Origin of the sequence: Actinocrinis sp. (genome assembly GCF_035650855.1) — a bacterium.
In the GTDB taxonomy this organism is placed as follows: Bacteria; Actinomycetota; Actinomycetes; order Streptomycetales; family Catenulisporaceae; genus Actinocrinis.
This window is the reverse complement of sequence record NZ_DASRGV010000195.1, coordinates 1-11,669: the sequence shown is the minus strand read 5'-3', so window position 1 is coordinate 11,669 and position 11,669 is coordinate 1. Positions and strand designations below refer to the sequence as shown.

Annotated in this window: 11 protein-coding genes; 5 read left to right on the top strand and 6 right to left on the bottom strand. The window is 68.9% G+C overall.

Annotation, left to right across the window (positions count from 1 at the left end):
• Both VFB40_RS14325 and VFB40_RS14320 read right to left on the bottom strand, forming a co-directional pair.
• Positions 1-691, bottom strand: a 691-nt coding sequence (locus tag VFB40_RS14325; protein WP_324850843.1) for an arabinofuranosidase catalytic domain-containing protein, incomplete at its 3' end; no start/stop codon positions are given.
• A 224-nt stretch (positions 692-915) separates the two neighbouring features.
• Positions 916-3,999, bottom strand: a complete 3,084-nt coding sequence (locus VFB40_RS14320; RefSeq protein ID WP_324850841.1) for a CHAT domain-containing protein — start codon at positions 3,997-3,999, stop codon at positions 916-918.
• Here VFB40_RS14320 and VFB40_RS14315 point away from each other — a divergent pair.
• Entirely contained in the window at positions 3,958-4,368 is a 411-nt protein-coding gene (locus tag VFB40_RS14315; RefSeq protein WP_349261475.1) for a helix-turn-helix domain-containing protein, read from the top strand. The genes VFB40_RS14320 and VFB40_RS14315 overlap by 42 nt on opposite strands.
• Before the next feature lie 88 nt (positions 4,369-4,456).
• On the opposite strand, the gene VFB40_RS14310 is transcribed toward VFB40_RS14315, so the two are convergent.
• Together VFB40_RS14310 and VFB40_RS14305 are read right to left on the bottom strand one after the other, a co-directional pair.
• Positions 4,457-5,044 (bottom strand): ClpP family protease, encoded by a 588-nt coding sequence (locus VFB40_RS14310; protein WP_324850837.1) that lies wholly within the window; start codon positions 5,042-5,044, stop codon positions 4,457-4,459.
• Positions 5,041-5,646 carry a ClpP family protease gene (locus tag VFB40_RS14305; protein WP_324850835.1) on the bottom strand — a complete coding sequence of 202 codons (606 nt, stop codon included), beginning with the start codon at positions 5,644-5,646 and terminating at the stop codon, positions 5,041-5,043. The genes VFB40_RS14310 and VFB40_RS14305 overlap by 4 nt, the downstream gene beginning before the upstream one ends.
• A gap of 212 nt (positions 5,647-5,858) precedes the next feature.
• On the opposite strand from VFB40_RS14305, the gene VFB40_RS14300 reads away from it, so the two are divergent.
• Entirely contained in the window at positions 5,859-6,827 is a 969-nt protein-coding gene (locus tag VFB40_RS14300) for an FAD-dependent oxidoreductase (RefSeq protein WP_324850833.1), read from the top strand.
• A gap of 311 nt (positions 6,828-7,138) precedes the next feature.
• Entirely contained in the window at positions 7,139-8,008 is an 870-nt protein-coding gene (locus VFB40_RS14295) for an alpha/beta hydrolase (protein ID WP_324850845.1), read from the top strand.
• Between the two features lie 16 nt (positions 8,009-8,024).
• On the opposite strand, the gene VFB40_RS14290 is transcribed toward VFB40_RS14295, so the two are convergent.
• Positions 8,025-9,017, bottom strand: coding sequence for a 4,5-dihydroxyphthalate decarboxylase (locus VFB40_RS14290; RefSeq protein ID WP_324850831.1), 993 nt, complete (start codon positions 9,015-9,017; stop codon positions 8,025-8,027).
• A gap of 96 nt (positions 9,018-9,113) precedes the next feature.
• On the opposite strand from VFB40_RS14290, the gene VFB40_RS14285 reads away from it, so the two are divergent.
• Together VFB40_RS14285 and VFB40_RS14280 are read left to right on the top strand one after the other, a co-directional pair.
• A complete protein-coding gene (locus tag VFB40_RS14285) occupies positions 9,114-9,755 on the top strand; it encodes a TetR/AcrR family transcriptional regulator (RefSeq protein ID WP_324850829.1) in 642 nt (213 codons plus the stop codon).
• Between the two features lie 52 nt (positions 9,756-9,807).
• Positions 9,808-10,725, top strand: a complete 918-nt coding sequence (locus VFB40_RS14280) for an NADP-dependent oxidoreductase (protein ID WP_324850828.1) — start codon at positions 9,808-9,810, stop codon at positions 10,723-10,725.
• 122 nt (positions 10,726-10,847) lie between these two features.
• Here VFB40_RS14280 and VFB40_RS14275 read toward each other — a convergent pair whose 3' ends face one another.
• Positions 10,848-11,558 carry an SDR family oxidoreductase gene (locus tag VFB40_RS14275; protein WP_349261476.1) on the bottom strand — a complete coding sequence of 237 codons (711 nt, stop codon included), beginning with the start codon at positions 11,556-11,558 and terminating at the stop codon, positions 10,848-10,850.
• Between the last annotated feature and the right edge of the window lie 111 nt (positions 11,559-11,669).

The following is an 11,669-nucleotide window of genomic DNA, read 5'->3' as shown; positions in this document are numbered from 1 at the left end:
CGCCGAACCAGCACGCGGTGCCCCACTCGATCGCGTTCATGGTCGCGTTACCGGTGTCCGTGTGCGAGTTCTCCCCGCTGCCGTAGTCGAAGCAGCAGTACTGATCCACCAGGTTCGGCGAGGTCACCATGTACACGCCCTCGGGCTGCGAACCGGTCGGCACGCCCTTCGCGTAGTCGATCCGGTAGCCAACCCCCTGCGTGACTTTCACGCCGTAGGCTTCGTGCCCGCCGATACTGAGCGGTAGCGCCGCGGCATTTGCGCCGATGTCCGCGCCGTTGGGTCCCGGGCCCTTCCAATAGCCTCCCCAGGAAATCACCAGGTCGTTGTGGTTCGAGGTCTGATCGTAAATCCGGGTGATCGTGCAGGTGGTGCCGGCGCAGAAGGAGTCCTGCTGCCCGGCGTTGGCCACGCCGCCGGCCGCGTTCACGCCGATATTGAAATAGGCGCCGTCCGAGGCGCGCTGTACCTGGTACAGCAGCCCGTTGTAGGACCCGAACAGCGCACGCGTGGTGCTGTGCGCGGTCGCGCACGGCGTGCCGCCCGCGGCGTAGATGTCGCAGGGCAGCGAGGAGGCCGCGACCGCGGTCGTCGTGCCCATCACTGAGACCGGCACGGCGATCGCCGCTGCCAGCATCCAGGCAGCGAGCAGTCGAGACCGGCGCGATCCGGCGCTGCGCACCAATTGCATGAGATCCTCCGCGTATCGCACGGCTCTCGGCCGCTTGGGACCAAAGCGAGGGGTACGGCTACTTGCCAGTCCGGATGCCTAACCTGTGTATCCACGACTGTTGACGGAATGGATCGAACCGATTCGTGGGATCGGCTCCAGGGATGTTACGGTCAACCGGAGGTGCGGTCAACGGGTTGTCTCGCGCATGTCCGCCACCTCATACCATTCACCGATGCTGCCGGTCACCGACCAGAGTGGATGAACCCGGCCCAGGCCGCGGGATCGGCCGTTTCGTCGGCGGTGAGGTTCAAGTGACGGCGCAACTCGGCCGGCATGGTGGCCGGGGGCTCGCGGTCGCTCAGGATCCATAGTTGGGCTTGGCGCAGCGCGTCGGCAGGGCTCATGCGCTCGGCGTTGACGTAATGGTGGAACATGAACATCAGCAGCGAGGTCTGAACGTCCGGCACGCTCCACTGAGCGCTGATGACGGAATTGGTGTTGTTGGCCACGAAGGCGGTCGCGAGACTGAACGCCTGGTCGTAACCTCGGCTCGACTCCGCGCTGTTGCACGCGGCGAGCACCGCCAGGGCCAGCGTCCGCCCGGAAGCGCCGGTCATGGTGCCGATCATCTCCTCCGTGCCCAGCCGCTGGCCGTTCGCGAGCAGGAGGTACGAGGTCTCGTCCGGGCCGGTGCCGGCGCGCACGAAGGCGTGACAGGCGAGGTGGACGACGCTGCCCGCCTCCGGATCGGCGAGCCACTTCTTGACCTGGTCGGCGCTCGCCTCGCCCTGCGGCGCCCCAGAGCCGTCGGGCAGTCTGCCGAGGAAGCGGGCGTCAGGGTAGAAGACGTCCTTGACCGCTCGCGCCTCCAGCCGGGCGGCGGGCAGGTCGCTCGCCCGGTGGGCGGTGTCGGGATCGCTGACGATCAAGGCGGGGCCGCCGACCGCGACTTGCGGGCGCCAAGCCGACTCGCAGAGAGAGCGCGCCGACGCGGCATACGAGAACACGGCAGATTCGAGCGCGTAACGCCGACGGCCCGAAGCGTCGCGGTACCTGGCTGCATGCCAGGGGACGCGGCTCAGTTCCCGGACGGGGATCAGCACGAGCCGAATCGGGCGGCCTTCGGGCAGGTGGAGGAATCGTTCGAGCAGCGGGCCCATTGCCGACCGCCACGCCCAGTCGCAGACCCGCCCTACTTCCGAGTCCGGACGTTCGCCGTTCGCATTCACGTTCGTGTGCTGCGCGAAGCCGGCGTCTCGCGCATCTGCTTGCTCGAGCGCGGCTGACCGCGCCTGTCCTGCGATGAAGCGTTCGAATCCGGTGAGCGACTGCTGGTTCAGCTCTGGCAGGCGGAGCCATTCCGCCGCGCCGCCGGCCGGGACGACTACTGCCGCGCCGCTGCCGTCGTCTCCCGGCATCAGGTAGACGAGCGCATCCGTGCCCAAGGCAGCCAGCGCGGCGCGGATCTCGTGGGTGGACGGTGGCTCCAGAAGCCGGGCGTTGGTCTCGGCCGGCGCGGCGGCGGGCGTTCCGTCCGGATCGAGCGGCACACCCGCCAGCACGCTCGCGACCTGTTGCCGCAGCGTGGCGGGCACCTCGTGCAGCGGAGCGTTCTCCTGGGCGTGCCTCCAGCGGGTGGCCAACTGCGGTTGTCCGGCCGCGGCCAGCCGCGTGTCGACATCGCGATTTTCGGACGCGGCGTACTGGATCAGTCCGCGGCCGAGTTCGAGTGCTTTGACCGCGTCTTCGGCGTTGTTGTCTTCGAGGCACCAGCGGGCGGTGTCGAGTGCGCTGCCCGCAGCGTGGCGCGCCGCGGCGTGCATGTCAGCGATGTTCGACTGGAGCAGCGTGCTCCACGCATGCCCGCGCAGACCGGTGAGCGCGGTGTGGCGGGCGAGGTCCTTGCGACCGGACAGCCGGTAAAGATGGGCGAGCGGTGTTGTCAGCGTGTTCCACAGGGCATGCGTCGAGGACGCGGCCAGCCCGCGGGCCTCTTCGAACAGCGCGATCGCGCGCGCGATCTCGGTCCCGCCGCGATCACCGGTGATCTCCGCCCGGCGACCGTGGATCATCGCCGCCGCGAACAGGTAATACGGCCGACGCGGATCGTTGGGCGGGGAAAGGGCCAGCACTTGCCGCGAGACCTCGGACGCCTCTTCGAGAGCGGCGAGCGTGTCAACGGTTTGCATGGCGCCCACCACGGCCGCGAGGCGTGTGGCCCGTTCCGGTCCGGAAAGTCCGGGCTGCGCGGCCCACTCCTTCAACCTGCTCAAAGTCTCCAGCCGGGGAGGCACGACGGCGCCGTCGACATCGTCGAACTCGGGACCGGCCACGAGCGTGGGCGCGAGGGACTCCAGCGTGACCATGGCTTGTTCGAACGCGATCCGTACCCGATCCTCCGGCGGGAGCGCCTTGACGGTCTTTCGCGCTTCGGTGAGCATGGCGAGCGCGCCCGCGAGATCGCCGCGCTGCGCCTTGTCCATAATGGCGACCATGGCTCGGTAGAGGCCGAGTCGGTCCGGCGACATGGCGTCCGGGCCCAGGCTCCGTAGACCCGTCTCGGCCCGGTCGGCGAGACGCGTGAATTCGGACAGGTCGTCGGTCTGCCCCACGTTCGTAATACGTATCGCAAGTCGGGCGTTGTCGACTATCGCGGCGAGAGGCTGCTCGTCGCCGACGATCTCGGCATAGCGATCAAGCTGCTTCAGGGCGGCCGGCGCGCTGAAGCCGGGCTTCAGATCCCTGGCCGCCAGGCTGAGCGCGAGCGCGCGCACCACGGCGTCGCGTTTCGGCCATTCGGGATGCAGGTCGGGCTGGCTCTTCGCGATGTCGGCGAGCCGCACCATCGTGTCGACCCACTGGGTCTCGTGCAGCCGCCGCGAGTGGAACTGAGCCTCGACGAGTATCGCCGCGAGCCTGGGCCGCCCTGGGAAATCCCGTGGCAGGGCGAAGAAGTCGCCGATGGCGGCCTCGAGTACCGAGGCGTCCCGGGCGGCCTGGTCCATGAGCTGGAACCGGCACTCGGCGAGCACGCTCCGCACGAACAGCCACGGTGCGCGTTCAGCCCCGTCGACCTGCCCGGCCACACTCGAAATCCGCGTGATGACCGTGGCAAGCACGTCTGCCGGCGACTGATCCATGCCTCCTCCGTTCGGCCGCGTGTGGCGCTGCGGCCTAGCTCGCACCGAGTTCCTGACGGACGGAAACCGACGGCTTCGCGGTCGTCCGTGTACGCCCACAGCGAAAATCCATGGCTTGCGGCCGAATATCCGTACGCTCAAACCATGAGCGAGGCGCCAAGACTCCACGTCGTGCCCGGGGAGCATGTCCGTGGCCCGAGGCCCGAAAAGCGCCCGGGGCCGCGGCAAGAGCCTGCGGCCCCCGAGCCGCTGTGGCGCGAGGTCTTGGGCGAGCAGCTGCGCGAGCTGCGGAGGCGGAACCAGAAGACGCTCGCCGAGACGGCGGCACGGGCGGGCATCTCGCCGCAGTACCTGTCGGAGGTGGAGCGCGGCCTTAAGGAGCCGTCCAGCGAAATGATCGCGGCCGTCGCAGGAGCCCTCGGCACCACGCTCGGCGGGCTCACCGAGTCGGTGGCCGCTGAGCTGCGCCCAACGCATGAGGTGTCGTGGCGGCGCGATGAGTTCGGCGCGCGGCGGTCGGCGCCGGGGCCGGTGCTGCTGGCACTGGCTGCCTGACTGACGCAAGCGCGCCGACCATCTGCCTGCCGGCGTTTCCCCGGCGGCCTCGACGAGGCCGCCGGGGGAAGGGCTCGGCCTCAACCGGCTAACTTCGCGGCGTCAGCACGACGTCGGCGAGGCCGTACTCGACGGCCGCCTCGGCTGTGAAGACGCGGTCGCGGTCGGTGTCGTGCCGCAGCCGCTCCACGGGCTGGCCGGTGTGGTGCATCAGGATCGTTTCCAGTTCGCCGCGTGTGCGAACCAGCTCGTCTGCCTGGAGGATCAGGTCGGGGATCGCGCCCTGTGCGCGCGCCGCCGGCTGGTGCAGCACCACCCGGGCGTGCGGCAGGACCGCGCGCATGCCCGGCGTTCCCCCGGCCAGTAGCACCGCGCCGGTGGCGATGGCCTGCCCGACGCAGGTGGTGCGGATCGGCACCTTGACATGCTGCATGGTGTCGTACACCGCCAACATCGAGGTGAGGTCGCCGCCCTCGCAGTTGATGAAGAGGTCGACCTCCCGCTCGGAGTTGTCGAACTCCAGGTACAGCAGCTGCGCGATCAGGGCATTGGCAACCCCGGAGTCGATCGCGGTGCCCACATAGACGATGCGCTCGCTCAACAGGTGCGAGTAGATGTCGGTGACACGCTCGCCGCGCGGGTGCTGCGCGACGACGTACGGGATGGTGTAGCTCATGCGGAGATCCCGAGCCGCCGGCGCTCGAGCGCGATCTGCCCGAACGAGTCCACGATGTGGTCGATGAAGCCGTAGTCCTTCGCCTGCGCCGCCGTGAACCAGCGGTCGTGCAGGGAGTCCTCGAAGACGCGGTCGAAGGGCTGGCCGGTGTCCTGCGCGATGAGGCCGAGGACGGTGTTGACGGTGTGCCGCAGGTCGTCGGCCTGGACCTCGACGTCGACGGCGGTGCCGCCGATGCCCGAGGAGCCCTGGTGCATCAGGATCCTGGCATGCGGGAGGGCGAAGCGGTGGCCGGGGGTGCCGGCTGAGAGCAGAAACTGCCCGGCGCTGCAGGCCAATCCGAGCGCGAGCGTGGAGACCTTGCAGGGGACCAGGCGCATGACGTCACGAATGGCGAGCATCGACGGTACGGAACCGCCCGGTGAGTTGATCCACAGCGAGATGTCGGAGTCGGGATTCTCGGCGGCCAGGCTGAGGAACTGGGTTGTCAGCAGCGTGCCGTTGTCGTCGTCGAGGACGCCGTCGAGCACGAGGATGCGACGGCCGAACAGTTGCTCGCGGGCGCGCCAGCCGAAGCGGAGGGTCTTTTCGTCTTCTGCCATGCCTTCACCCTGCCCGGCGGGCAGCGACTGTGAGAGCCGTGCTGCTGTGGGCGGATCCGCTCACAGCAGCACGGCTGGGCTGAGCGGCGCTCCTGCGTTCATGTCTGATTACCACAGTACGTACCTGCAAAGGATGATGACGGCCGAGCCGACATGGAACGAGGCCGGCAGGTCGGCTCGCGTGCTGCCGGGCCGCCGTTACGATCAGCGATGTGGGAGAGATAACGGTAATCGGGGCCGGCGTGATCGGACTGAGCATCGCGCACGAGCTCGCGGCGGCCGGTCACCGTGTGCGAATCCTGGCCGCGCAAGACGCGGCGGGCAGCGTGTCCGCAGTGGCGGCGGCCATCTGGTTCCCGCACGACGTCGACCCCTCCGCGCAGGTTCTCGATTCCGCACAGGTCACCTACCACCGACTGGAACGCCTCGCGCGCCGGCCGGAAACGGGCGTCCGTATGCGCGCCGGAACAGTGCTGGTCCGGCGCGCTGACACGGACACGTCGTGGACGCGCGCCGTGCCCGGGTGCGAGGTGCTCGGTTACGCGCAGCTGCCCGGCGGTATCGCCGCAGCTGAGGGAACCTCAGGGCTGCGGTGCACGATGCCGCTGGCTGTCACCGGCGCATACCTACGATGGCTGCGCGCAGCGGTACTGGCCCTCGGCGTGCGGATGCACGTCACGGAAGTCCGGTCAGTGCAGCAAGTGCTGGAGCAAGGCGAGCCCGACGCGGTCGTCGTGGCGTGCGGCATCCGTTCGGCCGCATTACTGGGCGACGACGACCAGACCTTTCCGATCCGCGGCCAGGTAGTACGCCTGCTCAATCCGGGGCTGACCGAGTGGGTCATCGATGACGACAACCCGGAAGGCTTGACGTACGTGGTCCCGCGCGACCGTGACGTGGTCTGCGGCGGTACCGATGAGCCCGGCTCGTGGGACGAGCGGGTGAACCCGGAGACGGAGCAGGCGATCTTGCGCCGCGTGCGCGCGCTCGTGCCCGCGCTGGCCGCTCAGCCGATCGTGTCCCGCGCGGTGGGCTTGCGCCCGGCCCGCTCCACCGTGCGGCTGGGGGCGGTCGCGGGATACGACCGGCCCGTGTTCGCCTGCTATGGACACGGCGGCGCGGGCTTCACGCTGTCGTGGGGAGACGCCGCACGCATCGCCGCACTGATCGGCCCGGCCTGAGCTGCCCGGTAGCGATATGAAGCAACGACGCGACGGACAGCAGCGCCAGGCTCTTCCGACAACACGGTAGGGCTAGTACGAACCGGATCGTCGTGGGAGCACCGTGGCAGAGCGCTGCGTAGCCCAAGCACGCTGAAGCAGGTCCCTCATCCGGGGATTTCGTTCGCGTTCCGCCGAAATTGGACATCGCATGCGCAAACTGTTCGCGGCGGCTGCAGTAGCCGCCTTGCCGCTGTCGGCGCTCGGTCCCGCGTCGGCCGCCAGTGCATCGGCCACGCGAGGCACGCCGACCGCCCTGACCAGCGCACGGCCTGCCGCCGGACACCGCGCTGCCAACGACCATCGGGCATATCGGCGCGCCGGCGGATCGCCGACACGGCCCGTATCCGGTCGTGCTCTACTCACCGGGCGGATCCAGCGACGCCGCGTTGGGGACCGGTCTGGTCGAAGACCTGGTCAGCCACGGGTACATCGTGGTCGCGGTGGACGAGACCAACGAGTCGCCGGAGGTTGAGTTTCCCGGCGGCCGGCTGGTGGTCGGCACCTTCGTGGCGGGTGACGACGCGCAGGCCGTGCAGGAGGAGCAGATCCGCGCCGCCGACGCCGAATTCGTTCTCAACGAGCTAACCCTGCTCGAGCATGGCGGCGACCCGGACGCCGAGCACGCCGCGCTTCCGGCCGGTCTGGCCGGCGCCCTGGACCTGTCCCGGGTCGGCATGTTCGGCTGGTCGAACGGCGGGGCCGCCAGCGCGCGGGCTATGCGCGATGATCCGCGGATCAAGGCGGGCGCCGATCTGGACGGCACGCTTTGGGGACCGATCGCGCAGCAGGGAGACCGGCCGTTCCTGCTGATGACCAACGGCACCCACACCGAGCAGGACGATCCGACCCTGGCCTCGTTCCTCGCGGCCGGCACCGGCCCGAAGGTGCTCTTGTCCCTAGCCGCCTCCCAGCACTCGACGTTCAGCGACCTGGAGGAACTGGTACCGCAACTCGCGCCGGCGCTCGGCCTGACGCCCTATCAGGTCGAGGGACTCGTCGGCACGCTGGAGCCGAAGACCGCGGTCACCGACGAGCGCGCCTACTTGCGGGCGTTCTTCGACACGTACCTGCGCGGCCACATCTCCCACCTGCTCGACGGCCCCTCGCCGCGCATCCCGGACATCACGTTCGAGCCTTGATGACGCGAGTGCGCACTTAGGTGTCGAGAAACTCGGGGACGAAGATGTCCCGGCTGGTCAGCGGGCGCCTGGAGAGACCTTGTTCGTAGTGGTAGCGCAGGAACGTGTCGACGGCCTTGCGGTTCGCGCCGAGACCGTAGGGCCACCAGTCTTCGCCGAGCAGGCGGCGGTTGGCTTCGAAGAGGCTGCTGAACCACGGGGTGACCAGACTCATGTGCTGCTTCGGCGCGTCGTTCAGGTACCTGAGCTCGGCCTGATCCTTGGCCTCGACGAAGGCGCGGTAGACCGACCGCAGAAGGTCGGTCTGCCCGGCCAGTTCCTTACGCACGGCGACGATGTGCATCGGCGGGAAGATCCCGGTGCGCTGGTAGTAGTCGCGCTCCACGGCCTCGTAGTCAGGGAAGAGGCGGGCAACTTTTGGCGACCCGTTGAGCAGCGGCTGGGGCACATCGACGGAGATGAGCGCGTCGATCTGACCTGATTCGAGCATGGCTGCGAGGGTCTCGTGCTCGGACGCGTGCCGCACGTCGAGTCTGGCCGGCAGCGGCTGGGGGATCCAGTCGAACGCGGGGATCGGGTGGTTGGTGCCGCCGATCACCCAGCGGCACTGCTGGACGGTCACGCCGTACTCGTCGGACAGGATGCCCTTGGGCCAGACCCCTGCGTCGTGCCCGAACAGCGCGAACTCGCCGATCGTCTTGCCGGCCAGGTCTTGCGGCTTCTCGATGCCCGCCGCGGTGTTCACGAAGACGGCCGAGTGCCGGAAGTTGCGGTTCGGGAAGATCGGCAGCGCCAGGAAGGGCGCGTCGTCGAGATCGAAGGTGCGCAGGAAGTAGGTGAGGCCCAACTCGGCGATGTCGTAGCGGCCCTCGATCGTGCGCCGGAAGATGTCCGAGACCAGCGACGCGGTCTCGAAGGCGGCGTCGACTCCGTCGATGCGGACGCGGCCGTCGAACAGCGCCTGCGTGTGTTCGTAGGTGTAGGCGGCGACACTCAGGTTCGCACTCATGGAAAGTCCTTCCGTGAATGACCTTTCACTTTTAGGCTGGACCTGTGGGCGTCGGATGTCAAAGTGAACGATCATTCATGAAGGAGGTCGGTCGTCATGCCGCGCATCACGGCTGAACGGCGCGAGGCCAAGCGCGCGCAGATCGTGGCGGCCGCACGTCGCCGCTTCTCACGTGAGGGCTTCCACCAGACCTCGATGCCTGAGATCGCGGCCGAGGCCGGCGTCTCCGCCGGGGCGCCCTACCGCTACTTCGCGAGCAAAGAAGAGATCATCCTGGCCATCGCTGGCGACGCTTTCCGGCTCGTGTTCGACCCGGTCCGGCAACTGGCTGCGGCGACCGACGCCCCCAGCGTCGCCGATCTGATGGCGGCCTCGCTCGAGGCGCTCAGCGTCCAGACCGTCACCGACGCGGCCGGTGATGCGGTGCCCGTGCAGGAACTGCTGCACTGCGCCGTGCAGACCTGGTCGGAGATGCTGCGCGATGACGCTGTGCGCACCCGTGCCCTGGAGGGCTTCGAGTCGGTGCGCCACAGCATCGCCGACGCGCTGCGGCGCGGGCAGGCGGCGGGCGGCGTGCCGCTCGCCATTGAGCCCGAGCGCGGCGCGCGAGTGGTGATGGGACTGCTGCACGGATTCCTGCTGCAAAGGGCGGCCTTCGGCCTGGCGGACGTCGCGGAGTTCAGCGAGGACGTCAGGATCCTGCTCGAGGGTACGCAGCGGTCCGAGCCCCCGAGTTGAGTCGAACGACCTGCACGCTCAGCCGACACGCACGAGAAGTACGGAGGCGGAAATGAAGGCAATCGTCGCGACCGATCAGGCCGCGCAAGCAGCCGGGATCAAGCTGATGCAGCGGCCCGAGCCGGCACCGGCGATCAACGATGTCGTCGTTGAAGTCCATGCGTCGGGCTTCGTGCCCGCCGAGTGGGAGTGGCCCTCGACATGGGTCGATCGCTCCGGTCGCGATCGAGTCCAGCCGATCATCGGCCACGAGTTCGCCGGAGTGGTCGCCTCGCGCGGCTACGGCACGACGGGACTCTCGCTGGGCCAGCGGGTATTCGGGATCACGGACTGGCATCGCGATGGAACCCTGGCCGAGCACGCGGCCGTCGAGGCGCGCAACCTTGCGCCGCTGCCGGGGAACGTCGACTTCACGGTGGGTGCGAGCCTGCCGATCTCGGGTCTGACCGCTTGGCAGGGCCTGCTGCAGCACGGTCGCCTTCAGGCAGGCCAGAGCGTGCTGGCACACGGCGCCGCCGGCGCGGTCGGATCCCTGGTGGCCCAGCTCGCCCGAGAATTCGGCGCCTACGTCATCGGAACCGGGCGGGCGGCGGACCGCCAAGCGGCACTCGACTTCGGCGCGAACGAGTTCCTCGACCTCGACAGCGAGGACCTCGAAGAGATCGGCGGAGTCGACCTTGTCTTCGATGTCATCGGAGGTGACGTGCAGCGGCGCTCGGCACGCATCATCCGGCCCGGCGGGACACTGGTGTCGGTGGTCGGGCCCGCTGCCGCTCGTCCCGATGAAGGTCTCGCGGTCGACTTCGTCGTCGAGTCCGTTCCGAGTCAGCTGATGCAGATCGTCGACCGAGTGCGGGACGGGCGCCTTCGCCCGCACATTGGTACCGTCGCGGGCCTCGATGACGCCATCCCGGTGCTCAACCCGACCGAGCGGCGCAAGGGCAAGACCGTCATTCGCGTGCGCTCCTGAACCAGCAATCAAGATCCGGGCCAACGTGCAAAACGTTAGGAGACTCGGTTATCGCCCGGCGGGCTCGCGTGTTGGCTCCCGAGACGCGCGCCATCGCCCTCGTGGACGACCAACCCTGAACGTCAGCGCTCCGCCAACTGCGAGTAGATCGCCTCGACGCCAGCGCTCAGGCCTGCCCGCACTTGCGCGCTGACCTCGTCGGCGATGACCTCGGACAGACCCTTTTCGACGCCCTCCAGGGCGATGCGGGCGATGTCGGCCGGGTCCTCCTTGTGCACTCCCTGAAGGCGGGCGGTCATGTCGGTGTCCATGTAGCCGACGTGCAGGGCGGTGACCTGCGTGCCCTGCGCGGCGAGCGCGACGCGTAGCGAGTTGGTGATGGACCACGCGGCGGCCTTGGCCGCGCTATATGCGGCGACGTCGGGGAAGGAGAGCCAGGACAGGACTGACAGCACATTGAGGATCGCGCCGCCGCCGTTGCGGGCGAGGATGGGCGCGAAGGTGCGGCTGACGTCCAGGGTGCCGAGCACGTGGGTGTTGTACTCCAGCTGGTAGTTCGCGAAGTCGCCCTCGAGCAGGTTGGTGCCGGTGGAGGAGCCGGCGTTGTTGATCAGCAGGGTCACGTCCTGCGCCTGTTCGGCGGCGGCCAGCACGGAGGCGTGGTCGGTGACGTCGAGGGCGATCGGGATGGCGCCCGCGGCGGTGACGGTGCGCGGATCGCGCGCCGCTGCGTAGACCTTGCTCGCGCCGCTGTCGAGCAGGGTGCGCACGAACTTGTCGCCGAGACCGCGGTTGCCGCCGGTGACGAGGGCGACGGAGCCGTTGAGCATCATGGTGCGTGCCTGCTTTCTGGAAGTGCCCACGGTGGGCTCGGGTGCGCGGCGTGTCGGGTGCGCCGGGTGCGACGCCGACACGCCAGCTGGAAACCGATCGGTTTCCTGCTC